The 26,257-nt window shown below is 65.3% G+C and carries 23 protein-coding genes and 2 tRNA genes; 13 read left to right on the top strand and 12 right to left on the bottom strand.

The window, feature by feature from the left end; genetic code table 11:
• Positions 1–3: 3 nt before the first annotated feature.
• Entirely contained in the window at positions 4–414 is a 411-nt protein-coding gene (locus EV641_RS03445) for a metalloregulator ArsR/SmtB family transcription factor (RefSeq protein WP_347238211.1), read from the bottom strand.
• Between the two features lie 164 nt (positions 415–578).
• On the opposite strand from EV641_RS03445, the gene EV641_RS03440 reads away from it, so the two are divergent.
• Positions 579–1,970: a glycine--tRNA ligase gene (locus EV641_RS03440; RefSeq protein WP_132470807.1), complete on the top strand. Its 1,392-nt coding sequence runs from the start codon at positions 579–581 to the stop codon at positions 1,968–1,970.
• Positions 1,971–2,054: 84 nt separating this feature from the next.
• Here the strand turns inward: EV641_RS03440 and EV641_RS03435 are convergent, their stop codons facing one another.
• The 3 genes from EV641_RS03435 to EV641_RS03425 form a co-directional block, all read right to left on the bottom strand.
• Entirely contained in the window at positions 2,055–3,431 is a 1,377-nt protein-coding gene (locus tag EV641_RS03435; protein ID WP_054717618.1) for a cytochrome P450, read from the bottom strand.
• A gap of 193 nt (positions 3,432–3,624) precedes the next feature.
• The gene (locus EV641_RS03430; protein WP_054717621.1) at positions 3,625–4,152 is read right to left on the bottom strand and encodes a GNAT family N-acetyltransferase; all 528 of its coding nucleotides are present in this window, start codon (positions 4,150–4,152) and stop codon (positions 3,625–3,627) included.
• Positions 4,153–4,318: 166 nt separating this feature from the next.
• A complete protein-coding gene (locus EV641_RS03425) occupies positions 4,319–6,325 on the bottom strand; it encodes a TPM domain-containing protein (RefSeq protein WP_132470806.1) in 2,007 nt (668 codons plus the stop codon).
• Positions 6,326–6,441: 116 nt separating this feature from the next.
• Between EV641_RS03425 and EV641_RS03420 the strand changes: the two genes are divergently transcribed.
• Genes EV641_RS03420 through dnaG form a run of 3 tightly spaced genes read left to right on the top strand, consistent with a single transcriptional unit; the run spans position 6,442 to position 10,377 of the window.
• Complete coding sequence (locus EV641_RS03420; RefSeq protein ID WP_132471082.1) at positions 6,442–7,107, top strand: YdcF family protein; 666 nt, start codon at positions 6,442–6,444, stop codon at positions 7,105–7,107.
• 30 nt (positions 7,108–7,137) lie between these two features.
• Positions 7,138–8,409, top strand: a complete 1,272-nt coding sequence (locus EV641_RS03415) for a deoxyguanosinetriphosphate triphosphohydrolase (RefSeq protein ID WP_132470805.1) — start codon at positions 7,138–7,140, stop codon at positions 8,407–8,409.
• A gap of 48 nt (positions 8,410–8,457) precedes the next feature.
• Entirely contained in the window at positions 8,458–10,377 is a 1,920-nt protein-coding gene (gene dnaG, locus EV641_RS03410; protein ID WP_132470804.1) for a DNA primase, read from the top strand.
• Between the two features lie 2 nt (positions 10,378–10,379).
• Here dnaG and EV641_RS03405 read toward each other — a convergent pair whose 3' ends face one another.
• Positions 10,380–10,625: a hypothetical protein gene (locus EV641_RS03405; protein ID WP_199233143.1), complete on the bottom strand. Its 246-nt coding sequence runs from the start codon at positions 10,623–10,625 to the stop codon at positions 10,380–10,382.
• A gap of 148 nt (positions 10,626–10,773) precedes the next feature.
• On the opposite strand from EV641_RS03405, the gene EV641_RS03400 reads away from it, so the two are divergent.
• The 3 genes from EV641_RS03400 to EV641_RS03390 all read left to right on the top strand — a co-directional run bounded on the left by EV641_RS03400 (position 10,774) and on the right by EV641_RS03390 (position 12,189).
• Positions 10,774–10,846 (top strand) — tRNA-Asn (locus tag EV641_RS03400).
• A gap of 269 nt (positions 10,847–11,115) precedes the next feature.
• A tRNA-Ile gene (locus EV641_RS03395) sits at positions 11,116–11,189 on the top strand.
• A gap of 40 nt (positions 11,190–11,229) precedes the next feature.
• Complete coding sequence (locus EV641_RS03390) at positions 11,230–12,189, top strand: endonuclease/exonuclease/phosphatase family protein (protein ID WP_132470802.1); 960 nt, start codon at positions 11,230–11,232, stop codon at positions 12,187–12,189.
• Between the two features lie 7 nt (positions 12,190–12,196).
• On the opposite strand, the gene EV641_RS03385 is transcribed toward EV641_RS03390, so the two are convergent.
• From EV641_RS03385 to EV641_RS03365, 5 genes are all read right to left on the bottom strand, one after another.
• Positions 12,197–13,657, bottom strand: a complete 1,461-nt coding sequence (locus tag EV641_RS03385) for an ABC transporter substrate-binding protein (protein ID WP_347238210.1) — start codon at positions 13,655–13,657, stop codon at positions 12,197–12,199.
• A 185-nt stretch (positions 13,658–13,842) separates the two neighbouring features.
• Positions 13,843–14,613, bottom strand: a complete 771-nt coding sequence (locus tag EV641_RS03380; protein WP_054713348.1) for a glucose 1-dehydrogenase — start codon at positions 14,611–14,613, stop codon at positions 13,843–13,845.
• 52 nt (positions 14,614–14,665) lie between these two features.
• Positions 14,666–15,475, bottom strand: coding sequence for an SDR family oxidoreductase (locus EV641_RS03375; RefSeq protein WP_158289116.1), 810 nt, complete (start codon positions 15,473–15,475; stop codon positions 14,666–14,668).
• A 7-nt stretch (positions 15,476–15,482) separates the two neighbouring features.
• Positions 15,483–16,310: an SDR family NAD(P)-dependent oxidoreductase gene (locus EV641_RS03370; RefSeq protein ID WP_132470800.1), complete on the bottom strand. Its 828-nt coding sequence runs from the start codon at positions 16,308–16,310 to the stop codon at positions 15,483–15,485.
• Positions 16,311–16,359: 49 nt separating this feature from the next.
• A complete protein-coding gene (locus EV641_RS03365) occupies positions 16,360–18,330 on the bottom strand; it encodes an NAD(P)/FAD-dependent oxidoreductase (protein WP_132470799.1) in 1,971 nt (656 codons plus the stop codon).
• Between the two features lie 101 nt (positions 18,331–18,431).
• On the opposite strand from EV641_RS03365, the gene EV641_RS03360 reads away from it, so the two are divergent.
• Genes EV641_RS03360 through EV641_RS03350 form a run of 3 tightly spaced genes read left to right on the top strand, consistent with a single transcriptional unit; the run spans position 18,432 to position 21,188 of the window.
• Positions 18,432–19,328: a helix-turn-helix domain-containing protein gene (locus tag EV641_RS03360; RefSeq protein ID WP_158289115.1), complete on the top strand. Its 897-nt coding sequence runs from the start codon at positions 18,432–18,434 to the stop codon at positions 19,326–19,328.
• 23 nt (positions 19,329–19,351) lie between these two features.
• Positions 19,352–20,167, top strand: a complete 816-nt coding sequence (locus EV641_RS03355) for an alpha/beta hydrolase fold domain-containing protein (protein WP_054713339.1) — start codon at positions 19,352–19,354, stop codon at positions 20,165–20,167.
• 28 nt (positions 20,168–20,195) lie between these two features.
• Positions 20,196–21,188, top strand: coding sequence for a cyclase family protein (locus EV641_RS03350; RefSeq protein ID WP_054713338.1), 993 nt, complete (start codon positions 20,196–20,198; stop codon positions 21,186–21,188).
• A 15-nt stretch (positions 21,189–21,203) separates the two neighbouring features.
• Here EV641_RS03350 and EV641_RS03345 read toward each other — a convergent pair whose 3' ends face one another.
• Together EV641_RS03345 and EV641_RS03340 are read right to left on the bottom strand one after the other, a co-directional pair.
• Positions 21,204–21,830 (bottom strand): TetR/AcrR family transcriptional regulator C-terminal domain-containing protein, encoded by a 627-nt coding sequence (locus EV641_RS03345; RefSeq protein ID WP_054713351.1) that lies wholly within the window; start codon positions 21,828–21,830, stop codon positions 21,204–21,206.
• Between the two features lie 91 nt (positions 21,831–21,921).
• Positions 21,922–22,944 (bottom strand): alpha/beta hydrolase family protein, encoded by a 1,023-nt coding sequence (locus tag EV641_RS03340; RefSeq protein ID WP_054713350.1) that lies wholly within the window; start codon positions 22,942–22,944, stop codon positions 21,922–21,924.
• A gap of 174 nt (positions 22,945–23,118) precedes the next feature.
• On the opposite strand from EV641_RS03340, the gene EV641_RS03335 reads away from it, so the two are divergent.
• From EV641_RS03335 to EV641_RS29640, 3 genes are all read left to right on the top strand, one after another.
• Complete coding sequence (locus EV641_RS03335) at positions 23,119–23,619, top strand: hypothetical protein (RefSeq protein ID WP_241996808.1); 501 nt, start codon at positions 23,119–23,121, stop codon at positions 23,617–23,619.
• Between the two features lie 366 nt (positions 23,620–23,985).
• On the top strand, positions 23,986–24,399 hold the full coding sequence (locus EV641_RS03325; RefSeq protein WP_199233126.1) for an alpha/beta hydrolase fold domain-containing protein: 414 nt from the start codon (positions 23,986–23,988) through the stop codon (positions 24,397–24,399).
• An 854-nt stretch (positions 24,400–25,253) separates the two neighbouring features.
• On the top strand, positions 25,254–26,153 hold the full coding sequence (locus tag EV641_RS29640; RefSeq protein ID WP_241996806.1) for an ATP-binding cassette domain-containing protein: 900 nt from the start codon (positions 25,254–25,256) through the stop codon (positions 26,151–26,153).
• Positions 26,154–26,257: the final 104 nt, after the last annotated feature.

Below are 26,257 nucleotides of genomic sequence, written 5' to 3'. Positions count from 1 at the left end.
AGGTCAACCTTCCTGTTCAGGTGTTCCCAAGGTGGTTTCCTGGGCAATGGGTTCTTGGGCATGGGCAACAGCGTCGACGACGATGTGTGCGAGATGATCATCCGCGAGCCGGTACAGGACTTCACGTCCGGACCTGTCGCCGCGGACGACGCCGGCGGTCTTCAGGACACGCAGGTGCTGGCTGATCAGCGGTTGAGTAACGCCGAGCGCTCCCACGAGCTCGTGCACGCAGCGAGAGGATTCCCGCAGCTGGAGAACTATCGCGATCCTGATCGGCGCGGACAGCGCGCGCAGAAGTTCTCCTGCTGTGACCAGTGTGTCGTGGGGGATCGGCTGCCTGACCCCGGCGGGTTCGTGCGATCCGGGAGTGCGAGCATCCACCGTGCAGTCGTGATGACCGGTGTCGAGACTCAAGGGTGCTCCTTCGGAGGTGAACCGCGCGTTATTGCAAACCGATCTCATTTTGATATGCATAGATGTGCATGTCAACCGCCGCGTGTTCGGTGTCCTGCCGTGGAGCGATAGTCTTGGTGATCGACGCATGCTGCGAACCCGCATCCGAGATGGAGAGAATCCGAGTGGCACCCAAATCCAAGATCGATACCGTCGCCAACCTCGCCAAGCGCCGCGGGCTGGTCTATCCCTGCGGTGAGATCTACGGCGGCACCAAGTCGGCCTGGGATTACGGGCCGCTCGGCGTGGAACTCAAGGACAACATCAAGAAGCAGTGGTGGCGCAACATGGTCACCAGTCGCGACGATGTCGTGGGCCTCGACTCGTCGGTGATCCTGCCCCGTCAGGTGTGGGTCGCCTCCGGTCACGTCGGCGTGTTCAACGACCCGCTCGTCGAGTGCCTGAGCTGTCACAAGCGTCACCGGCAGGATCACCTGCAGGAGGCGTACGCCGAGAAGAACAAGCTCGACGACCCGGACACGGTTGCGATGACCGAGATCGTGTGCCCGGACTGCGGCACCAGGGGCCAGTGGACCGAGCCTCGCGACTTCAACATGATGCTCAAGACCTACCTCGGTCCGATCGAGAGCGAAGAGGGTCTGCACTACCTGCGTCCCGAGACCGCCCAGGGCATCTTCGTGAACTTTGCCAACGTGCTCACCACGTCGCGCAAGAAGCCGCCGTTCGGCATCGGCCAGATCGGCAAGAGCTTCCGCAACGAGATCACGCCGGGCAACTTCATCTTCCGCACCCGCGAGTTCGAGCAGATGGAGATGGAGTTCTTCGTCAAGCCGGGGGAAGACGAAGAGTGGCACCAATACTGGATCGACTACCGCATGGATTGGTACACCGGTCTCGGTATCAACAAGGACAACCTGCGCCTGTTCGAGCACCCGCAGGACAAGCTTTCGCACTATTCGAAGCGCACCGTCGACATCGAGTACCGCTTCCACTTCCAGGGCAGCGAATGGGGTGAGCTCGAAGGGGTCGCCAACCGCACCGACTTCGACCTGTCGACCCACGCGCAGCATTCGGGCGCCGACCTGAGCTTCTTCGACCAGACCACCAACGAGCGCTACACGCCGTACGTGATCGAACCTGCGGCAGGCCTCACCCGCTCGTTGATGGCGTTTCTCGTCGACGCGTACAGCGAGGACGAGGCGCCCAACGCCAAAGGCGGCGTCGACAAGCGAACCGTGCTGCGCCTCGACCGTCGGCTCGCGCCGGTCAAGGCTGCGGTGCTGCCGCTCTCGCGTAACGCGGATCTCAGCCCGAAGGCCAAAGATCTCGCCGCCCAGCTTCGCCAGAACTGGAACATCGAGTTCGACGACGCGGGCGCTATCGGTCGTCGCTACCGTCGCCAAGACGAGATCGGGACGCCGTTCTGCATCACCGTCGATTTCGACACCCTCGAGGATCAGGCCGTCACCGTCCGCGAGCGCGACACGATGGCGCAGGAGCGCGTGAGCCTGGATCAGGTCGAGGGCTACCTCGCGCAGCGTCTGATCGGGTGCTGATCGCCGGTACTCACACCTGGTGATCACAGACACAGCAGCAGAAGGCAGGCCCACCGCGTCGATCCGGTGCGCCTGCCTTTACGCCTACTGCGTTCTTCCGGTCTGCGCCGTGATGGGCTCGGCGAGCCCCTGCTCGTCGCACTCCTTCTGAAGACGGGCGAGGGTCTCGTCGAGACCGGCGCCCACGCGGGGGCCGGGAGTGAAGGTTGCGGGAAGATTCCGCATTCCCTGGATGATGCCGATGGTCTCGTAGTGCACGGCCTCGCTGGGGTCGCACTGGAAGTCGGGCATCCGGTCCAATACCGCGACGAGCATCCGCTTGAACACCGTTCGCGCGACGTTGGATCCGATGCAGCGGTGGATTCCGAGACCGAAACTGAAGTGGCGGTTGCCTTTCCGCTCGAGGTCGATGTTGTGTGGATCGTCGAAGAGCGACGGATCGCGATTGGCCATCGCCCACGAGAGCCACAAGCGCTCGCCCTCCTGGAACTGGGCTCCGGCGTATTCGCAGTCGGCCGAGAAGGTACGTCCATCCCCCGGAGCCGGTGTGAAGAACCTCAGGAATTCCTCGGTCGCCGAGTCGAGCAGGGTGTCTCGGTTGCGACTGAGTAACTCTCGCTGGTCAGGATTGTGGGACAGCCATTCGAGTGAGTGCGCGGTGAGAGCGGTCGTCGTATCGAAACCGCCACCGATCAGCAGCGACAGCATTCCAAGAACTTCTATGTCCGGTGGAGTCTCGCCGTTGATGTCCGCATGTACCACTGCGTTCACCAGGCCGGGGCGTGGGTCGACTCGGGCTTGGGCGACGGCGGCGTAGAGGTCGGCACCCATGGCGCGTTGCAGGTCCGCGACGCGGCCCCGATCGGGGGAGTCGGGCGGCGTATACACCGACGCGTGCACCGGTTCGTTGTAGATCTCCCACTTTGCGAGCGGGATGCCGAGCATCCCGAGGGTGAGTACCGCCGGCACGATATTCGCGAGGTCGTCGACGAAGTCGATCCGACCGGTGGTGATCTTCTCGTCGAGGCACGCTCGGACGACTTCGTCGATGACGGGAATCCATCGATTGACGGCTGCCGGGGAGAGGTAGGGGTTGAGGGTCTGGCGGTAGTACCGATGCTCGGGCGGGTCCATCTCGAGCATGCCGCCGCGTGCCCCGTTCGGCAGTTCCCCGGTGGGAATCGTGATACCGCGGTATCCGCGGCGGACGCCCTGGACGTCGTTGTCGTTGGAGATGTCTCCGGACCGGGCGAGATGGAACACTTCGTCGGCCCCGGCTGCGACCCAATGCCCGCCGTGGGTGTCGGTCCACGCAATGGGGCAGCCTGAGTGCATGTCCTTGGTGATCGATTCGAACTGTTCTCGGTACTCGGGTGCGTGTCGATCGAAGTGGATGCGGTTCCTGCCGGAATCGGTCTGAGTCACGACCAGAAGCTCCTCGTCTGAGAGTGTGGCGTGCATCACCGTGCAACGGCGATTGACGGCAAGATATCAGTGTTCTCCACGTGAAGAAAGGGCATTCCAGGATATGGAGAGCAGTATTCTCCTGTGTGCGTCTGACCGCGCCCTGATCAGGGACAGAAATAGCTGGTGGTAGCGCTGGGTACGGGGACCGGCACCGACCTGTGATGTCGTTGCCGATCCCCGCTTGCACTTACAGAAACGGCCTCGGCGCCGTGGCATATCGGGCCACGGCCGAGTCCTCACCACAGCGAAGCATCCCGGCTTTCTCCAGTACACGCGCTGAGGCGGGATTAGAGAGCTCCACTTCGGCCGAGACCGTGTGGACCAGCGGCGTGGCCAGAGCCAGCGCCACCATGGCGCGGGTTGCCTCGGAGGCGTAGCCGAGCCCTCGGCGAGAGCCTACGACGCCATAGCCGATTTCGACGACGCCTTCGCTCGGTGGCCACAGCAGGCTGATGGAGCCGGCGACCAGTCCGCTCTCCCGCTCGACGATCAGTCTGTGGCCGTGGTCCGGCCTGGTCGACTGTCCGGCAATGACCCCGGCGATCACGGAATCACCTTCTGCGGGAAAGTCCTCCGCCCAAGACACCATGCGGTGGCTGTTCAGAACGGCGGCGATCTCGTCAGTGGTCCACACGCGTAAGACGAGACGCTCGGTGGTCAATCCCGTGTCGGTGATCAGACCTGTACTGCTCAGAGGCAACGATGAAAAAGGCATGCGACACTCCTGGTCGGTTCAGATGACCGGGCCGCCCAGTGAGCTCACGCGACCCGGACGAAGGGATGTTGATGACGCATCTGGCGGGCCATGTTCATCAACCTCCCTGATCGCAATGTTCGACACGTGGTGAGCGCGGCGCATTCAGGGTAGTCGAGCGGGTCGACTAGAAGCGGCCACCGCTCGACCCGCCGAAGCCACCGCCCCCACCGCCGCCGAAGCCTCCACCCCCGAAACCTCCACCGAAGCCCCCGCCACCACGACCACTGTTCAGGACGCTGTTGATGAGGATGCCGCCGAGGATCGCGCCGGTCATGTTGCCGCCCGACGAGCCGCCACCCGGCGGGCGCTGCTGACGGTCCCACTTCTGCACGTCGTTCTGGGCCGAGCGCAACGCCGTCGCGGCCAGGCTCGCGGCGGCCTGGGCGTGCTGCATGGCGGCGGCGGAATCCGATTGCGCCAACTGCCGCGCCGCCTGGAGGTGACGCTCGGCCTCCGACAACCGGGTACGGGCTTGCGCTCCTACCACACCGCGCCTCGTGCCGATGAAATCCGATGCAGCGGTGACCTGCGCTTGTGCCGCTGCTAGATCCTGCTCGAGGCGTCGGCGGGCCTGTTCCGCGGCTTCCTGCGCTTCGCGGGTCTGCGCGCGCAACGCGTCGAGCCGCGCATCCGTTTCCACCACGCGTGTGAAACTACCCAGCGGGTCGTTGTGCTGCTCGGCCCGCGCATGATCGAGCGCGTCCTGCGCCGCCTTACGCGCCTCGTCGAGTTCCGGGCCGCCCGCCGACGCCAGCTTCGCGGCGTCCGCGATGCCCTGCGCCGCATCCTCCATCGCTGCGGGAAGGGTCGCGATGGCCCGTCGGATGTCCTCGGCGGCATGGTCGAGGGAGTCGAGCAGCGTGGTCGCATGGCCCAGACCGCCCTCGGCTTCACGGATGACGCGCACCGCGTCGCCCTGCTCGCCGGCGGGTCGCGCGACCGCGGTCCGGCCCTCGTCGATCGCCTTCTCGGCGAAGGAGATTTCCTCCTGTGCGAGCTCGACGTTCTCGGCGACGGGAGCGAGCGCACCCGCCGGGAATTCGCCGCGCAGCTGCGTGAGGATCGTCTCGGACTCGGGGAGCCGTGCCCGCAGCCCGATTGCACGTCGAGTGAGCGCGTCGAGGCGTTTCGGGGCGTCGAGCAGCAGGTTGCGCATGTTGTCGAATGCCTCGACCTGCTCGTCGAGATCGTTGTTGGCCTTACCGCACGACGAGATCAACTGTACGAGCATGTCGCGTTGCTGCTGCGGGGTCTCCGGGATGTCGTCGTCGAGACGCTGCCTGATCTCGAACGCGGACGCGAGCGCGGCTCGTGCCCGCTCGTAGGCCCGGTCGAACGGTTGCACCGCGGACTGCCCGAACTCACCGCGTGCAAGTTCGAGTGCCTCAGAACTCGATCGGACTGCGTTGTCGGTCTCCACGAGCACTTCCTGTGCGTACAGTTCGAGACCCTCGAGTGGCAGCGAACGCAGGCTGTCGACGTCGTTCGGATCGATCTGGGCGGCCTGCGCGGCACCGGCCTCTGCGCGCTTGCTCTTCGACCGGCGGGAGTACAGGTACACCCCGCCCGCACCTGCGGCGATGACCCCGCCACCGACCAGCAACGTCGTCACGGGCGCGCTCGACGGCGTCAGCGCGTTGTCGAGACCCTCGGCAGCGGCGACCGCGGCTCCCGCCCAGTCGGTGGGTTCACGCAACGCGGGTGTGATGTTGCTCGCGCTGATGCTGTCGCGTTCGGACTCGCTGATCTCGGACCCGTCGGGAGTCCACAGCGCGAACTCGCGATCGTCGGTCGCAACCGCGAGCAACGCGGTGTCCGGCCCGAAGTTGCTTGCACGTGCGGTGGCCTCGGCCCAGCTGTCGTACGGCTGACCGTCGAAGGTCGATACGTACGTGACCCACAGCTGCAGCTGATGCTCGTCGTACAACGTGTTCGCCGCGGCCTGGATGCGGTCGGTGTCGTCATTGCTCAGCACACCGGCTGTGTCGGTGATCGGTTCCGGAAGTCGCGAGGGCGGCTCGGCGGAGGCCAGTGCGGGAGCCATCAACCAGGCTGCGACCGCGAGCAGGGCGGGGACGAGGGCGAGTGCAGCTGTCGAGGGATGCCGTTGTGCTGCCGAGGGGGGAGCCATGGGACGAATCTATCGGTTTCGTACGTCCGGGTGGCACCGTGGCGCGTGTCCGCGGTGGCCGTCCGGTGGCGCACTGGCAGAATCGGGGAGTGAGTACCGCAGCCCGCCGCCCCGATATGGCCAGGAGCGTCGACGAAGACCAGCGCAGTTCAGGGTCCCGCCTCGCTCGGTGGTGCCGTCGTCTGATCGCCGGGCTGCTCCTCGCCGCGGTCCTGGTGGTCGGCGGTACGGCAGTGCGGGTGTGGCAGGTTGCGCGCATCGACGACTGGACGACCGCCGATGCCATCGTCGTACTCGGTGCCGCGCAATACTCGGGGACTCCTTCGCCGGTGTTCGCGGCGCGCCTCGAACAGGCGCGCATGCTCTACGAGAACGGTGTGTCCGACACCATCGTCACGGTCGGCGGCAAGCAGGAGGGCGACCTGTTCACCGAGGCGGCCTCCGGTAAGAACTACCTCATCGAGACCGGCGTGCCTGCGGATGCCATCGTGGCAGTCGAGGAGGGGTCCGACACCCTCCTGAGCATCAAGGCGGTCAGTGAGGAGATGAGTGAGATGGGCCTGTCGTCCGCTGTCCTGGTGAGTGATCCGTGGCACGGCCTGCGCACACGGACGATGGCACGCGACGCGGGCCTCGATGCATGGACCGCGCCCACCCGGCAAGGCCCGGCAGTGTTCACACGCGAGTCGCAGTTCCACGGCATCGCCCGGGAAACCGGGGCGCTCATCTGGTACCAGCTCACGCACTACTCGGCAGATTTCGAATACACGGCAGACCAGTGAAATAAGGTCGCATCGACGAAGGGCGGTGGGATGCCGGGATACAGCGAACACGATCTCGCGCGGCGTGTGGAGGAGGCGCCGAAGCGATCGGGGCTTGCCGGGGCGGAAGCGGCTGCAGCCGACCGCACCGCATTCGCGCGCGACCGGGCTCGTGTCCAGCACTGCGCTGCGCTGCGTCGCCTCGCGGACAAGACTCAGGTGGTGGGTCCCCGCGACGGCGACACCCCACGCACCCGCCTGACCCACTCGATGGAAGTGGGCCAGATCGGTCGCAGCATCGCCGAAGGGCTCGGGGCCGACCCCGACGTCGTCGATCTGGCGGGGCTCGCCCACGACATCGGCCACCCGCCCTACGGGCACAACGGTGAACGCGCGCTCGACGAGGTCGCGGCGCCGTGTGGGGGTTTCGAGGGCAATGCCCAGAACCTGCGGATCCTGACCGCACTCGAACCGAAGATCCTCCACGCGGACGGCACCAGCGCGGGATTGAATCTCACTCGCACTTCGTTGGACGCAACGCTCAAGTATCCGTGGATCCGGCCCTCTCCAGGCGCGAAGTTCGGCGCTTACGACGACGACGCCGACGAACTGGACTGGATCCGCGACGGTGCGCCCGAGCGACGCCGGTGCCTCGAGGCGCAGATCATGGACTGGTCCGACGACGTCGCCTATTCGGTGCACGACGTCGAGGACGGCGTGATCGACGGTCGCATCGACCTGCGGGTCCTCGGCGACGCCGACTCGGTGGCAGGCCTCATCGCAGTGGGGATGAGGGAGTTCTCCGGACTGGATCCGGCCGAGCTGGTGGAGGCCGCGCAACGCCTGTCCACCCTGCCCGTCGTGGTCGGGGTTGGCACCTATGACGGAACACTCGCCAGCTCGGTCGCGCTCAAGCGGCTCACCAGCGAACTCGTCGGCCGCTATGCGACGGCCGCGATCAGCGGCACCCGCGAGGTCACCGGCAACGCGCCCGTCGCCCGCTACGACACCGATCTGGTGATCCCTCCGATCGTGGCGTCGGAGGTTGCGCTGCTCAAGACGATGGCGCTGCAGTTCGTGATGTCCGACAGCGCTCATCGGGCGAGGCAGGTAAGCCAGCGTGAGCGCATCCACCGGGTGGCCGAGTGGTTGCTGCGCACAGCGCCGGTGGGACTCGACCCGATATTCGTGGCCGAGTGGGATGCCGCGCCCGATGATGCCGCGAAAGTACGGGTCATCGTTGATCAGATCGCGTCCTGTACCGAATCGCGACTCGAGCGGATCGACCGCGACAGCCTCGCCGCACAGGCCAGCTGGGGCTAGCAACCACCGCTGCCGGACGGGTCGAGAACACGGCCTAGACTCGTCGGCGTGGCCGGCAGAATTTCAGACAGAGACATCGCGGCCATTCGCGACCGCGTTCGGATCGAAGACATCGTGGGCGACTATGTCGCCCTCAAGCGCGGCGGCGCCGACTCGATGAAGGGGCTGTGTCCCTTCCACGACGAGAAGTCGCCGTCGTTCCACGTCCGCCCCAACCACGGGCATTTCCACTGCTTCGGGTGTGGTGAGGGCGGCGACGTCTACTCGTTCATCCAGAAGATCGAGCACGTCAGTTTCGTGGAGGCCGTCGAGCAGCTCGCCGAGCGTGTCGGCTACACCCTCAGCTACGAGGGTGGTGGCCCGTCCGTGCAGCGTGATCGCGGTACCCGCGCGCGCCTCGTTGCCGCGAATGCTGCCGCGCAGCAGTTCTATGCCGAACAGCTCCGCAGCCCCGACGCGCAGGCAGCGCGCGACTACCTCACCGAGCGCAACTTCGACCAGGCCGCCGCCGAGATGTTCGGGTGCGGCTACGCACCGGCGGGCTGGGATCAGCTCACCAAACATCTTCTCGGTCGCGGATTCGAATTCGCGGAACTCGAGGCCGCGGGATTGTCGCGGCAGGGGCGTCGCGGTCCGATGGACCGGTTCCACCGTCGGCTGCTCTGGCCCATCCGTAACCTCGCCGGAGATGTCATCGGCTTCGGTGCCCGTCGGCTCTACGATGATGACACCATCACCGCCAAGTACATGAACACGCCGGAAACGGTGTTGTACAAGAAGTCTCAGGTGTTGTTCGGCCTCGACCTCGCGAAGCGGGAGATCGCCAAGTCGCATCAGGCGGTGATCGTCGAGGGCTATACCGACGTCATGGCCATGCACCTCGCGGGAGTGAAAACCGCCGTCGCCTCGTGTGGTACCGCTTTCGGCGACGAGCACCTCGCGATGCTGCGTCGTCTGCTCATGGACGACAGCTACTTTCGCGGCGAGGTCATCTACACATTCGACGGTGACGCCGCAGGTCAGGCCGCGGCGATGAAGGCGTTCGAGGGCGACCAGAAGACCGCAGCGAAGACCTACGTCGCGATCGCCCCGGAGGGGATGGATCCGTGCGAACTCCGGCAGGCGTCCGGCGACACCGCCGTCCGCGATCTCGTCGCGCGGCGCACCCCTATGTTCGAGTTCGTCGTCAAGTCGATCCTGCTCGAGCACGACCTCGACACCGCGGAGGGACGTGTCGAGGCGCTCCGTCGCTGTGTGCCGGTCGTCGCGCAGATAAAGGACCGGTCCCTGCGTGACAACTACGCGGTGCAGCTGGCGCACTGGGTGGGCTGGGACGACATTCCCATGGTCCGTCGCCGGGTGCAGGACGAAGCGCGTCGCGGTGGCGGTCGAGCATCAGCGCCCACACGCAGGCCCGCTGCCGTCGACAAGGGGACCTCGTCGCAGGAGTCGGCAATGCGTCGCCCACGGCCGGGAGATCCGGCGCTGTGGCCGCAACGCGACGGGCTCAAGGCTGCGCTGCAGTATCCGGGCGTCGCGGGCACGGTGTTCGATTCGTTGCCCGCAGAGACGTTCACCGACCCCGCCTACTCGGCCGTGCGTGAGGCGATCGCTCACGTCGGTGGTGTGAGCTCGGGAATGGGAGGCGCTGAATGGGTCGACGCCGTCGGCCGTGCAGCGACCGACCCGGTCGTGCACTCATTGGTGACGGAGCTCGCCGTCGAGCCGATCCCCGCAGAAGAGGATCGCCTGCCCCGCTACATCGGGGGAGTGTTGGCGCGCCTGCAGGAAGTGTGGGTGGGTGAGCAGGTGGCGGAGCTCAAATCGAAGCTACAACGCATCTCGCCTGCCACGGCGTCCGACGAATTCCACGCGCTGCTCGGCGACCTCGTCGCATTGGAGCAGTATCGTCGCAGCTTGCTCGACCAGGCCATCGGCGATGCGGGCGGCGACGGCCTGGCCGGCTGACGCTATTCCTTGAGCTGATCCCGCGGGATCATGATCGTCGTCGTCTCGTCGATCGGCTTCATCGGTTCGAGCTTCGGCTGTGGGCTCAGAGAATCCGAGAGCTTCTGGCGTCCCACCTCGATGGCCTTCTTGGTGACCGGGCTGGCGGCCACCGCCTTGGCGGTTTTGCTGATCTGTTCGTATCGGGCTCGGCCTGCCCGGGTGCCGAGCACGTACCCCGCGGCAACCCCGACCAACAATCCCATCAATGTGTCGTCCTTCCACCCAGTGTGCGCGTCCTCCCTATCCTGCCCGATGACGCTCTGCATGCCCACATGCAGGCGATTTGGTTCTGCGGTGGAAGGGGCGCTATGGTTTTTCACGCACCGAGGGAAACCGCGGAGCACCGCAGGTCAATCCCCTGTAGCTCAATTGGCAGAGCATTCGACTGTTAATCGAAGGGTTGCTGGTTCGAGTCCAGCCGGGGGAGCGCAAAGAATCCTCCCACCCCGTGCGGGGTGGGAGGATTCTTTCGTTCCGTGGCCCATCGGGTGTGACGTATCCGACAGCATGGCTGGTTCGAAAACCTTCCTCCGAGTAGTGGGGTTTCCTCGCGTCGACAACCTGAGGGAACCCGAGCCAGCGGAGGAAGGTCCGAACCGGTCGCGACCCGGTGCGTAGGAACGCGTCCGCTGCCGGGTACCATGCGTACGCGCTATCCGGAACGGAGAGCGTTCTGCAGCGATGTGTCGCTGTGGAGGGGCGGTAGCTCAGTCGGTTAGAGCCGTGGACTCATAATCCATTGGTCGCGGGTTCGAGCCCCGCCCGCCCCACATCCTCTCCACATCTGCGCGTGCTTTGCTGTCGGGTGTGATGGCGACGGTGTTCAGGTGGGCTGCGGCAGTTCTGGCGGGTCTTGCGACCCTCGTCGGCGTGGTCGGGGTCGTGCTGCATTACAGCACCTCGTCGGCGCGCCTTCCTGTTCTCGCGGCGTCGGCGGCCTCGTACATGATGATCGGTTCGGTGCTCGGGGCAGTGGTCTTCGCGCTGCTCCGGTACCGCGTCGCCACTGCAGTGGCGCTGCTGATCGTCGTCGCTGCGGTGTGGATCCAGGCTCCCCGGTACGTGGGGGAATCGGCAGGCGGTGGGGGAGATGTGCTCACCGTGATGCAGGCGAACGTTCTCTTCGGTGAAGCCGACCCGGCAACGGTGGTCTCCGAAGTCGAGGAGCGCCGCGTCGATCTGCTGACCGTGAGTGAGCTGACACCCGAAGCGGTCGACGCATTTGCACGCGAAGGGCTCGATCGGGTTCTGCCGTATCACTTCATGGTGCCGGAGCCCGGCGCGGCCGGGACCGGTATCTGGAGCCGCTTCCCGTTGTCCGACGAAGTCGAATACGACGGATTCGTCATGAACCAGGTCTCGGCGACGGCAGAGGTGCCAGGGACGGGACCGGTCGCGGTCTACGCGTTCCACCCGGTTCCGCCGGTCTACGACACGCAAGTGTGGGCCGACGAGTTGTCACGCCTGCACGGGATACTCGAATCCGCACCGGCGTCGGGGCCGGTGGTCGCCGGCGCCGACTTCAACGCGACCTATGATCACGCGCAGTACCGGGCGATGCTGACCGGCCGCCTCAGAGACACCGCAGAACAAGTGGGTGCCGGGCTCCTCTTCACTTATCCGACCGACAAGCGAATTCCCCCGCTGGTAGGTATCGACCAAATTCTCGTCGCGGGTGGACGTGCGACGTCCGTGGAGACCGTGACCCTACCGGGATCGGATCACCGGGCGGTGGTCGCGCAGATTCAGCTCGACCGGTCGCCGCGGTGATGTCGGGTCACTCCGAGATCCACAAGCCATCGGGGAGTGGCGAACCCATGCCGTAGAGCCGGACGCCGTGTGTGTCGGCGCCCGTGATGGTGGCGGGAGGAGACTGGATGAACCAGACTCCCGGGACGAGTTCGGTCAGCCGTCGCTGAACGTCGTCATACGCGGCCTTACGCTCTTCGGTCGTGATGCCGACACGTCCGGCCTCGAGTGCGGCGTCGAGCCGGCCGTCGTCGATGCCTGAGGTGTTGCCCTGAGAGCTGCTGTGGAAGGCACTCCACAGTGGGCCATCCGGATCCTGGATGTTCGCGGACGAGATGGTCATGTCGAAATCTCGCGAGTTGACTCGTGTCTGCGCTGCAGCGAAGTCGAGGGTCTCCACCTTGACCTCGACGTTGTCGAACGCGCTGAGCTGGGCCTGCAGGGTCTCCGCGGCCGCTCTGGCTTCGACCAGCGAGTAGGTCGTGAAGGTGAACGATACCTGCTTGCCGTCTGCGGCCAGCTCGTCGAACAAGCGCTGCGCCGCTTCCGCATCGCTTTCCTGAAGCGAGATGTCCTCGTAGAACGGTGATCCCTCGGGAAACAGGGTCTGCGGGACGACGCCCGTGCCTTCGAAAGCGACGAGGTTGACGCCTTCCATGTCGGCGGCGAGATTCACCGCTCGTCGGGCGCGTTCGTCGTCGAACGGAGCGCGACGGGTGTTCATGGCGAAGTACTGGCCGCCACCCATGGGCACGATCTCCGTGTCGAGCCCCAGGCTCTCCGACTTGGACAGGTTCAGCCAGTTCGATTCCGAGGCGAGGTGCGCGCTGCCCGTGGAGAGTGTGTTGAGACGTTGATCGGCGGCGGGAACCGTACGCAGGGTGATGCCGTCCAGATATGGCCGGGGTGCGTCCCAATATTCGGGGTTCTTCACCAGTTGGATGACGTCCTGACGGGCCCACTCGGTGAGGGTGAACGGGCCTGCCCCCACCGGATTCTTGTCGAACGTCTCCCTGCCCTTCTCGAGGGCGGTCGGTGATGCGATCCAGTTCAGTGCGGAGACGAGGAGGGAATTCGGGAAGGTGGGGTTCGGCGACACCAGCGTCACGTTCAGCGTCTCCGCGTCGACGGCCTCCATATCGGCGATCTGCTCGGCCTGACGGAGCGACGCCGAGCCCCTGCTGGGGTCGCGCAGCCGATCCCAGTTGTACTCGACTGCGGCAGCATCGAGCGGGGTTCCGTCTGTGAACTGCAGCCCCGGACGCAGTCTCAGCGTGAACGTCTGCCCGCCGTCGGCGGTCGAGAAATCGGTGGCCATCGAGTACTCGACTTCCTGCGTCTCGACGTTGTTGGTGATCAACGTGCCGTACAGGGCATTACCCAGAAGTGGGGAGTGGGTCCAGACGTTGGAGATGTCCGACGGATCGAGGCTGAGTGGCTCCCTGCCTTGGATGGCCTGCAGGGTGCCACCGGCGACGGGGTCGCCCACCGGGGCGACGCTGCCTCCCGAAGTGCTTCCATTCTCGGGAGCACCGCAGGAGGTGAGTACCAACGTTGCTGAGCACACGGCGGCGACCGCCGTGGAGATGAGACGCCTGCGTCTGATCATCGGATTCCTATCGTAGGGCCGGGGGTGCGACGAAGTGGATGACGTGTGCTGCCGGAAGGTCCGGATCACATCGGATCTCGGTGTGGGCCGGCGAGCTGGCCGCCGTCGACGACGAGGGATGTGCCTGTGCAGTACGAGCTCTCGTCCGAAGCGAAGAACAGGACTGCATTTGCGATGTCCTCCGGTGTGCCGAATCGGGTGAGCGGTTGTTTCTGGATCGCCGATTCGAGCCGCGCCTTCACTGCTCCGGCGTGCTTGGCGGTCATCGGCGTCCGGATGAATCCGGGGTGGACCGAGTTGATGCGCACATTGTGGGGACCACCTTCGAAAGCCACCGTTCTGGTCAGGCCGGTGACCGCGAACTTCGATGCGGCGTACGACGTCATCCCTTCGACACCCACGAGCCCATCGATCGAGGAGATGTTGACGATGGACCCGCCACCGTGCGCGCCCATCACAGGCAGCGCGGCACGGGTGCCCATCCACACCGACGAGAGATTGAGATCGAGGATGGCTCGGTGCCCCTCGTAGACCTCGTCGACGATCTTGCCGACACCGCGTCCGCCGCCGGCGTTGTTGACGAGCACATCGAGCGGCGCGAAATGCTCGCTCGTCGTCGCCAGCAGGTGATCCCAGTCGTACTGGTCGGTGACATCGGCGTGGACGAACAGGGCGGCCGAACCCAATTCGTCGGCAACACTCTTTCCCAGTTGATCGTTGACGTCGGCGATGACGACACGTGCACCCTCGTCGACGAACCGCCGTGCCGAGGCCTCGCCGATGCCGCTGGCACCGCCCGTGACCACTGCAACCTTGCCTTCGAGCCTTTCGCTCACTTCCAGCTCTCCTCATCTGTGGGTCCTACAGGTACTCGGATCTGCACGGTGTTCACGCCATGAACGACCCACCGTTGATCCGAACGACCTGACCGGTGACGAATGACCCTGCCCCCGAAGCGAGTTGAAGTACGGCCAACGCGATGTCGCGGGTGGTACCGACGACCCCGAGCGGCGACGCCGCGGCCATCATCTCGACATACGCTGCACGCTTGTCGTGGTCGACGGTGCCGTCGGGGTCGGTCCAGTGCTGGTCGGTCATTCCTGTTTCGACCCACCCCGGCGCGATGGAATTGACGCGGATACCGGCCGGGGCGAGTTCCAGTGCGAAGGTGCGGGTGGCCTGCACGACGGCACCCTTCGACATCGCGTAGGTGATCCGTCCGGGGCTTGTGCGGTCGATGATGCTCGACGTGAGGTTGATGATGCTCCCCCCGGGCCTCATGACCCGGCCCGCGGCCTGGCAGGCGTAGAACGTGCCGCCGACGTTGACCCGGAAGACCCGCTCGAGTTCGTCAGGGGTCACGTCGAGCGCGCTCCGCATGATCATGACCCCCGCGGCGTTGACGAGGATGTCGAGATGCCCGTACTCGGCGACGGCGTCGTCGACCACGCGCGACACCGCTACGGGGTCGGACACATCCAGGGCGCGCGTGGCGATCGGAGTTTCCTGCTCTTCGCTACGTGCGCGCGTTTCTGCGAGACCCGCCTCGTTCACATCGGTGGCGACGACGCACGCGCCCGCTGCGGCGAGGACGAGCGCGGCCTCCCGGCCGATGCCGCTGCCACCCCCGGTGACGAGTGCGACCTTGCCGGTGACGAGGAAGGCGTCGGTGATCGTAGATGTGGTGATCGATGACATGGAGCTCTCAATCCTGTGTGGCATTGGAGAAGGCGACATTCCTGCCGATGTGTTCTTCCTTCATGCCCCAGGGGCTCAGGGCCAGCGCTCCACCGTCGACGACCAGGGTCTGACCCGTGATCTTTGCGGCGAGGCGCGACGCGAGGAACAGCACTGCGTCGGCGATGTCGCGGCCGCGCGGTGGTGCGAGGGCGTTGACGACATCCTCCCCGAAGGGGACCTCCGGGAGATCCCAGTTGCCGCCGCCGACATTGCCGGGCGCCACCGAGTTGACCCGCACACCGTCCTTGCCGTACTCGTCGGCGAAGGTCTTCACGAGCGACATGACGCCGGCCTTCGCGGCACCGTACGCTGCATGGAATCGTGACGAGCCGATACCGTCCACCGAGGTGAGCGCCATGAGAGAGCCGCCCTGCTCATTGGCCGCGAGGTGCGGGACGGCCGCCTTGAAGACGTAGAAGACCTGCGTGAGGTTGACGAGAAGTTGCGCGTTCCAGTCGTCGTCGGAGAACTCCGCGGCCTTGCTCCACATGGCCTGGCCGACGATGTCGACACAGACATCGAGGCCGCCCATCCGGGATGCAGCCTCGTCGACCGCGCGGCGAGCCTGAACGGAGTCGAGCACGTCGGCGACGATCGCGAACGCCTTGCCACCTTCGTCGGTGATCTCACGGACGATCTGTTCGGCTCGTTCGGCGTTCTTGTCGACGCACGCCACGGTGGCGCCCGCGCGTGACAGTTGCAGTGCGGAGCCGCGACCGTGTCCGGCACGCATCGGCACGAACCCTGCGCCGATGACGATCGCGCGGGCGCCGTCCAAACCTAGGTCGATCATGTGTGGGCAACTCTCTTCTCGGTGGGGGTCGTCGAGACGCGGTGCGGCGTCAGGACACGGTGACGAACGGAGCTTGCTCTTCGGAAGTGGTGGTGTCGGAGCCGATTCGGGTGAAGATGAAATCGTCGCGTGCAAAGCTCAGGAAGCGTGTCGCGAGATCGAGACCCGGCAGGGGTGTGCTCGTGCTGAGCCGGCCGTGTTCGTTGACGTAGTAGTTCTTCTCGGGGTTCGCGGCGGGATCGAGCCAGATGAGCCTGCTCGCCTCGTCGTCGACCGCGTTGTTGTACTCCCAGAACGCAGCATCGGTGACCTCAGCGCAGTGGTGATCGTCCTCGATGACGGCGATCATCACCCGGGCGATGTAGCCGACCCACGATTCCATCCACGCGGGAAGGCCGCCGAGCCCGATTCCGCCGCCGGTGGCCGGCTGCGCGTTGGGGCCGTAGAGCACGAACATGTTCGGGAACTCCGGGATTGCCAAGCCCTGGAAAGCACGGGGCCCTCCGTCCAGGTTCCAACGATCTTCGATGTGGACACCGCCGCGACCACGGAAGTCGATGGGCCAGAGCCACTTCGTCACTTCGAAGCCGACGGCGGTGAGGACGAGATCGACGTCGCGGACGGTGCCGTCGGCGGTGACGATGCCGGTGTCGGTGAACTTCGTGATCCCGTCCGTCACCAGCTCCACGTTGTCGCGGGTGAGGGACCGGTACCACTTGTTGTCGACGACCGGACGTCGCGCGGCGGGGGTGTAGTCGGGGATGAGACGTTCGACGAGGTCGGGTCGATCGTCGACCTGAGTGCGGATGTATTGGGTCAGGTTCTCCCGGAGTTTGTCGTTGCTCTCGCTGAAGTGGCCGCCGGCGGCGCGCCATTCGGGATCGGGGGTGATGGTGCCACGCGGGTCGGCGGGCTTGAGAGCGGTGGTGCGAGCCCAGTTCCAATAGTGCGGAATGTTGTCGAGGACCCACCGCATTTCCTCGGTCACCGGCTCGCCGTAGCCTTCGCGCGGTGCGATCCACTGCGGCGTCCGCTGGAACACGTAGACCTGGTCGGCGTCCTCGGCGATGCGGGCCAGTAGTTGGACGCCGGTGGAGCCGTTGCCGATGATTGCGGCAGTCTTGCCCTCCACGCTGTGCTGCTCGGTCCACTCCGTCGTATGGAGGACCTCGCCGGTGAAGTCGTCGATACCGTCGGTGTCCAGCTTCTTCGGGGTGGAGAACAATCCGGTGGCCGTGACGGTGAAATTGGAGGTCACGGTCTCGATCTCGCCGGTCGCATCTGCGACGCGTAGCGACCAGGTGGCCGACTGCTCGTCGAATTCGGCCGACTGCACCTCATGCTCGAACCGGATGTGGTCGTAGACACCGTAGGTCTTCGCCACCGTCTCGATGTAGCGGCGCACTTCCGGTTGCCGCGCATACTGCTCGGACCACGGGTAGTTCTTCACGAAACTGTATTCGTAGGTGGTGCTGGCGGTATCGACGCGCGCGTCCGGATAGGTGTTGATCGCCCAGGTTCCTCCGACATCCGGACGTCGCTCGTAGATCACGTACGAGATCCCGAGTTGCTCGAGTTGTACACCCATCGCGACGCCGCAGAGCCCGGCCCCGATGATCACGACGCGGAAGTCGTCCGCGCGTCGAGGACGCTCGCGGGTCCACTGCGAGAAGACCGGAAATTCCTCCAGGGCGGGCATCGTTCGTGCGACGAAGAATTCCTCGTCGGTGAGTTCCTGGCCGAGCGCGAGCTCCATCATCGAGCGCACTCGGTTCTCATCCAGCGGCCTGGGGACATACGTGGCAGCTTCCGTAGCCACGAATTCCTCGGCCTTTCGGAGGAGTTCTGCGTGGTGCTCCTCGGCGATCGTCATCTCGAATGCGGCGCCGCTGCGGATGGGGACGAGTTCGAGCTTCATCGCTGCGAGGGCCGGGTCGCCGGTGGCATGGAGCAACGCCAACCGCAGGGCGTGGAGATTCGATTCGGCCAGAGCGCGCCGAATGAACGGCCTTTGTGTCATTTGAGTCCCTTTTCAGCATTTCGAAAATGGTTTCAGAACTTGGTGGATTACGCTAGCGTCAGCTGTTATCGGCGTCAACGATCTTCGAGAAAAGGATGTGGATGGCTCTCTCGGCGCGGCGCGCACTTCAGGTGCTGGATTTTCTGACCGCGAACCAGCGGGGCACGTTCACTCTGAGCGAGCTGGCTCGAGCGCTGGATGTGAGTCCCGGATCGATGTTTGCGGTGCTCAAGGTGATGAACGACGAGGGCTACGTCTCGCGGCATCCGCGTCACAAGACGTACACCCTCGGTCCTGCCGCGGCGGCAGTCGGCCATGCCGCAGCCGACGCGCACCCCGTCATCGAGCTCGCGCGCATCGAGATGGTCAATCTGGCGGAATCCACGGGTCTCGAATGCTCCGGCACGGTCCGGGTGGGCCGGGATGTGCTCTGCATCGCGGTGGAGGGAAAGCCGACGGGTCGATCGGTCGAGCTCGCGCCGGGCCAGCGCATACCGCTTCAACCGCCGATCGGGCAGCCGTTCCTGGCGTGGATGCCGCCTGCCGAGGGGCGCGAGTGGATCGCCGAACTACCCGAGGACCTGCAGGAGCGCGTGGCCGACTATCTCCGCACCTACGGTTCGGTGGTGCGGCTGCGGGGGTACTCGATCGGACTCGACGACCTGCGTCCTGATCGCCCCTCGGTGTCGCAGAAGCTCGCGGAACGTCCCAACGACCGTGATCTGCGAGAATCGCTGTTGCAGCAGTTCTTCGAGCAGCTGCCCGACTACGCGGTGCTGGAATTCGAACCGGACGCCGTGTACAACATAGGAAATATTGCGGTCCCGGTGTTCGATCCCGATGGGCGCGTTGCGTTCTGTCTCACGCTTCTTCATCTCGGGGAGATGGACGGCAGGTCGATCCCCGTTGCCGCGCAACCTGTGATTGCTTCGGCCCAGCTGCTGACTCGGCAGATCGGGGGCCGTGCACCGAATCATGACTGGGTCGAGACGCTCTGACCGATGCCACAACGAGGACGGATATGACCGACACAGAACTTTCTTCGAAGCGTGAGCGCCTCGACGTCGAGATCGAGGCACTCGATTCTGCGCCTGTGCCGATTCTGCGGGTGCGGCCCGCCGGCGCTCGCCCGGATGCGGCGCTGCTGCACTTTCACGGTGGCGGATACCGGAAGGGTTCGCCTCGGATGTTTGCCGACAGCGTGGCCCGGATCGCGGCGGCGTGTGAGACCCAGGTCTTCTCGGTGGGTTATCGGCTGTCCGGCGAATGCGCGTTCCCGGGAGCCATGGACGATGCGGTCACGGCGTACCGGTGGCTGGCGGGAATGATCCCCGGCGATCACCTCGCGCTGTGGGGCGATTCTGCAGGTGGGGGGCTCGCGGCGGCGCTGCTGCTGCGTCTGCGGCAGCTCGAGGTTCCAGGGCCTGCCGGCGCATTTCTCTTCTCGCCGTGGGCTGATCTGCGCAACACCGCGAGTAGCTTCCGAGACAACGAGCACACCGATGAGCGGTTCTCGCTCGAACAGGCAACCGAGGCGGCAGCTGCATACCTGTCGGGTCATCCTGCGGTGGATCCGATGGTATCTCCGGTGCTCGGCGATTGGGCAGGTCAGCCGCGACTTATCGTGCAGTGCAGCGATTCCGAGGTGCTGAGGGACGACGCATTGTTGTTGGCACGGACGGCGGAGGATGCAGGGGTCGATGTGCGCGTGAAGGTGCACGAAGGTGTGCCGCACATCTGGAATCTGTCCTACCCTGCGACGACTGCTTCGGAGTTGGCGATTTCGTACATGGCAGAGCAACTCGACGAGTTGTTCGGATCGAATCTTCGACGCTGAAGGGTTGCCTGCGGCGGGCAGGAGAATTATGTTCTCCTGGTGCCGGATCGCAATTCTGGTGCGCGACGACAGGGAGAACGGGTTGACGACGATCGACATGGACGGGGTTCGTGAAGTCGGGCGCGAGCTGAGCAACTGGGGTCGCTGGGGTGACGAAGACCAGCGCGGCACGCTCAACCTCCTCACGCCGGCGAAGGTCCGAGAGGCCGCGGCGGCCGTCCGGCGCGGAGTGTCGTTCTCGCTATCGATGCCCGCCGATGAGCACGGACCGCACGACATCCGGACCAGCGGGCGCTTCAATCCGATCCACACCATGACCCGATATCGCGGCGACATGCCGAAAGGTCAAGTTCTCGACGTGTGTTCGTCGGAGGACATGCTGATCCTCGGGACCCATTCGACGACGCACTTCGATGCGCTGGCTCACGTCTGGTACGACGACCTGCTCTACAACGGTTTCCATCACGACACCGCCGTCACCGCGTGGGGTGCGGAACGCTGCTCGATCCAGAATCTGGTGTCGGGGGTCGTGTCCCGCGGGATCCTCGTCGACGTCCCGCGTCATCTCGGCGTCGACTACCTCGCACCGGGAACCCGGATCACGCCGGACATTCTCGACTCCGTGTTGGACGAAGCGCGAATCACTTTGTCCGAGGGCGACATCCTGTTGTTGCGTACGGGTACATATCCCCATCATCGACGCGGCGCCGACGTCGGACTCAGCGGATCGCCGGGACTCACGTGGGAGTGCGCCCGGTGGATCCGGGGCCACGGCATCGCGGCCGTGTGCGCCGACAACCTGGCCGTCGAGGTGCTCGGCGCGAATCCCGGCGGGCCCATGATTCCGTTCCACATGCTCGCGCTCCGCGACATGGGTCTGCTCATCGGTGAGATGTTCGACTTCGAGGACCTCGCCGAGGACTGTGCCGCGGATGGTGTGTACGAGTGCATGTTCGTGGCGTGCCCGCTCAATATTCCGGGCGGCGTCGGATCGCCGCTCAATCCGATCGCGGTCAAATAGCGGGTCGTTCGTCGGTCAGGTTCGACGTATCGCGTCGAAGCCGATGATCAGCGCATCCACCGCGAGCAACACGCGTGACTCGATGCTCGGGGCGCCGGATCGGAGCGCCTCCCTGAAGCGGGGGAATTCTCCGGCCGGGAGGTGGTCGTCGAGTTCGCCGATCTCGTCGACCGGGCGTGCGAGATGCTGCCCGATAATCATGCTTGCGACCGCGTAGATGATCCGCAGCCCGACGTCGGGTTCGAATCCGGCGTCCACCAGCATCTGCAGTAGCCGTTCGATGGCCGCCGAATTCCGCTCGGTCAGACCGGGTCTCGATGCGAACAGGATGACCGTGCCGGGATGTGCCTCGAGCCCGTGATGCAGGTCGTGTGCGTAGCTGCGAAGCGCATCGTGCCACGAAATGAAGGTCGCCGTGTGGGACAGCGACTCCGTCAGGACGTGCTCGACGAGGGCATCTTCGAGAGCCTGCTTGTTCCTCACATGGTGATACAGCGTCATGGCTTCGACGTCGAGTTCGCTTGCAAGCTTGCGCATCGACAGTGCGGTGGCGCCGCACCGGTCGACCAAGTCCACAGCCGCGTGCAGCACCTGCTCTCGGGTCAATCCTGCGTGTTTGCCCTGTGCGCGGGGTTCGCTCACCACATCCTCCTCGACTCCGCTTACGGCGCAAGGCTATCGCGTCGGTGCGGGGTGATACTGCGCTCGCAGTGCTCGTTCTTCCTGATCGGTGTCAGATTTCGAGACCCATCGATGCGGCGAGTGTCGGCCACGAGTTGCGGAGGTCATCCTCCCAATACCTCCAGGAGTGCGTGCCGGAAGCTCCGAGATCTGCGGTCACCGGAATGCCCAGCAGGCCGAGTTGATCCACCAACTGTGTGGTGCAGATCTGGACCGCTGCCTCGATGGCTCCGCCGGCCACGATCTGGGTGGTGAACGACTCGCCCGCGGCTCGTTCCTGTCCGGGAATGTCGTATACACCGGGAAGGCCGTTGCGGCTCGTGAGGTAGAGAGCTTTGCCGCGCAAACCCTCAGCGTTGAGGTAGGCGTCGTGTTCTGCCCAGCGGGGATCGCCGGCCGGCCCCCACATGTTGTCGGTGTTTCCCTTACCGCGGCGTTCCACCACCAGCTTCACGTACTGCTGGCCGATGGGGTCGCTGGTGCGGACGCATCCGCTGAAAGACGCGACACCGGAATACAGATCGTCGCTGCGGATCGCCAGATCCAGGGCGGAGCCGGCGCTCATCGACATCCCCAGGATGGACTGTATGCCGTTCGCTCCCAATTCGGCGTCGATGACCGGCGGCAGTTCCTCCGTCAAGAAGGTCTCCCACTTGTTGCGGCCGAGAATCGGATCGTCCTCGGCCCAATCGGTGAAGTAGCTGAAATTGCCAGTGGCAGGCACGACGACATTGACGTTCTTGTCGGAGTAGAACTCGACGATGTCGCTGCTCTCGATCCAGCCGGTGCCCTCGATCACCCCGACGCCTGCCCCGCCCAGGGCGTAGAGGACCGGTCGCGGCGCGCTGTCGTCGGCGGGGCGGAGGACGTCCAGTGGCACCACAGTCTCCATCGCGGGCGAATAGACATCGATTCTCCAATGCTGTTCGCTGATCGGAGTCACAGCTTCGACGTACGCGTCGGGGCCCGGGGGAGTCGCGGCGGCGTTACCAGGGCCGATCAGCGACGCCGCGGCGGCGACACCGAGTGCGGCGACCGTGCGATATGCGCGACTAGACAAGGCCGATCGATTCATTGAGGATTCCTTCGACATCCGGGATGTTGCTGAGTCGCCCCCGGCATCGACCCTGGTGATGTCCGAATCTAACCCATGCCCGGTCGGTTCTTGACAGGGGGCGTCCGCTTGACTCCTCTTACGTCGTAAGACTACCGTCCAGGTAAGTCATACACCGTAAGAGAGGGTCTGGAAATGAGCACCATGACCGAGGTTCGTACGGAGAATCGGTGGACGAATGTGATGCAGGCGCTGCGGATCGGCGTCGGCCTTCAATTGGTGTGCATCGCGTTGCCGCTGCTGGATCTGTGGGTCTTCGGGTCCATTGCTCGGAACGTGGAGCGCGCGTATCCCGAGTGGGGTGCGGACGACGTGCGGCTCGACCGCAATGCGATCGTCGTCTACCTGGTTGTCGTCGGTGTGCTGGGCCTGGTGGGCTGGCTGGGTGCACTGTGGTGCGCGAAGCGGGAACGTTGGGTGCGAGCGAGCGTGACGACCCTGTTCGTCATCGGCATGACTGCGCTGGCCATCGATGCGGGAGCGTCCGGTGAGGCCTACGACCGGATTGTCCCGCTGTGGCTGGGATCGGCGCTGTTGGTCATTCCGTTGTTCCCTGGGGTCACCGCGCTCCTTGCCGCGTGGGTCAAGGCGCCGCTGCGGCGAAGTGTGCCAGAACCAAGTCGATCAGCGCGGTGACATCTGCGCCGTCCATCGGCCGACCGGTCATGTCCAGTCGGTGGAGCAGTGTCCCCACGACCGTGTCGATGTAGAACAGGACGCGATTCTCCGGCTCGCCGAGAGCCTCCTGTAGTGCGATCCGGTAGGGGTCCTGAAATTTCGTAGACAGAATCTTGCGCAGGTCGGGTCTGCCGCGCGTGCTCCACGTGCATGGCGGCGGATTCGTGGGTACCGCGGCGCAATGCGACTGGTCGAACAGCTACTTCGCGGCACAGGTGCCTGCGGTTGTCGTCTCGGTCGAACACCGCCTGCTCTCCCACCACACTGCACTGTCCGCTGCCGTCGATGACCGCTGGGATGCGTTGTGGCATGTGGCAGCCAACCATGCGGACTGGAGTAGGGCAGGTGCTGGTCAACCCAGCAGTCGATCTGACACCTGCAGGACTCGAGTACACGTCGATGTACCGCCACGCCGACAGTCCGACCCTCACTCGGCAGCAGATGCAGCTGCTGTTGCGGTTCGCCATCCCGCCGGGAATGGACCCCCGTGAGCTCTCGCCCGTGTACGCCGACGACCTGAGTGGGCTCGCGCCTGTCCTTGTCGTGGTGCCGACCATCGACCCGGTGGCCGACCACGGTCGCTGTTACGCGGAGCGTCTCGGGATTGCCGGGACTTCTGTGCGCCTCACCGAGTATTCCGGTGCAACGCACGCGTTCCTCAGCATGCCGGGTGTGGTGCTGCACGCGAAGGCGGCACGTGCAGAGATCGGCGAGTTCCTTCGAGGCGCACTCGCATGACCGCCACCGATCTGGCTCGGACTCAGCGAGAATCGACTCTATCGGAAGGCGATGGGCGTATGGCAGAACGGTCCGTCGCAACGCGACTGCGCCCGTATCGAGGTCGTTTGAGGCCGTCGTCCTCCTCCAGGTCATCGGTGCCGTCGCGGGTCTCGTGCCGCTGTTGGCAGTCGTCGAACTGGGCCGCGCGCTCCTGGCTCCCGGCCTCATCGACTGGTGCTGGCGGTGGCGCTCGTCCCGCTGATGACGACTTCCGCGCGGTTGGCCGAGCAGGAAGCATTCGACGCGGCGATGGGACGGATCGCGAACACGGTCGTCGAGTTCGTGCAGGGCAACTCGGTGGTCACGGCTTTCGGTGGAGGGGGCCGCGCTCATCGCCGATTTATCACTGCCGCAGACGAATTCGCCGATATACTCCACCGGGTGGTGCGGGGACTCGCCCGGGTCGCCGCGGGGATGCAAACGGTGTTGTCTCCACCGCTCGTGCTGCTGGTTGTACTGAGCGGCGGCGCAGCGCTGATCACGAACGGAGGAATGGACCCGGCCGACCTCTTGCCCTTCCTGCTCCTCGGAATCGGACTGACTGCTCCGGTGGCGGCCCTGGGCCACGGTTTCGACGACATCCGAGCTGCCGGCCGAGCCGTCGAGCGGATACGTGATGTTCTCGCCACCCCGCCGCTGCCGGAACCCACGCGGCCGATCGCCCCGCACGGCCACCGAGTGGAACTGCGAGACGTCCGTTTCGGCTACGAACCGGGGCGCGAGGTCCTGCGCGGAATCGACCTGACACTCGAACCCGGGACGGTCACCGCGATTGTCGGCCCGTCGGGTGGGGGAAGTCGACGCTGGTCCGGTTGCTTCCCCGGCTCTTCGACCCGACTCACGGCGCGGTGCTGCTCGGTGGCGTGGATCTGCGGGAGATCGGCAACCGGGAACTCTACCGAAACGTGTCGTTCGTCTTCCAGGACGTTCGGCTGCTACACATGTCGATTGCAGACAACATTGCGCTCGCAGTACCGAATGCCGACCGTGATGAGGTGGTCCGTGCCGCGCGTGCGGCGAACATCCACGAGCGAATTCTCGGGCTGCCTCGTGGATACGAGTCGGTGATCGGTGACGACGCGACGCTGTCCGGAGGTGAGGCGCAGCGGATTTCGATTGCTCGCGCACTGCTCGCAGACACGCCTGCCCTGGTGCTGGACGAGGCGACGGCACGGGTCATCGAATACCTCCTGGCTCAGCCGGTCCTCCGTGCCGGCGGCCGGACCGCCGAAGGATTCCGAGCACTCGACGACTCCTCGAGCGAAGTGCAACGTGTGTCCCGTCGGTCGACGTGGTCGGCGCTACCCGGGGTCGTCGGATCGGCCCTCACGGTGCAATCGGTCTTCACCGTGCTACTGGCGCTCGGTGCCAACCTCGCGCTCGGCGGAAAGATCGGTGCGCCAGATGTTCTGGCGATACTGGTGCTCGCCGCCCGGTGCGCGGACCCGCTGCTGTCGCTGGCCGAACTCGGCGGCAGCGTGCGCAGCGCCCGAGCCGAACTGATGCGTCTGGACGCGGTCCTCGGTACCGCGCCGCTGCCGGAGCCGAGCCAACCCATCAGCGTGACCGGACATGGGCTCGCCTTCGAGTCCGTCGGCTTCGGGCACGACGACCGAACGGTGCTCGACGGATTGTCCGTGTCCGTGCCGGAAGGCCGCCGCTCGCGATCGTCGGGCCGTCGGGCTCCTCAAAGAGCACGATGCTGTACCTGATCGCACGGTTCTAGTGGTGTGTCTCTGAATTAGCTGATCTTTTCGAGGGCGACGCGCCCACGCGCGACTTTCGCCAGGATGGACTCGGCAGTAGCGGTCCACAC

Origin of the sequence: Rhodococcus sp. SMB37 (genome assembly GCF_004345605.1) — a bacterium.
Taxonomy (GTDB): domain Bacteria; phylum Actinomycetota; class Actinomycetes; order Mycobacteriales; family Mycobacteriaceae; genus Rhodococcus.
This window is presented reverse-complemented; position numbering and strand designations above follow the sequence as displayed.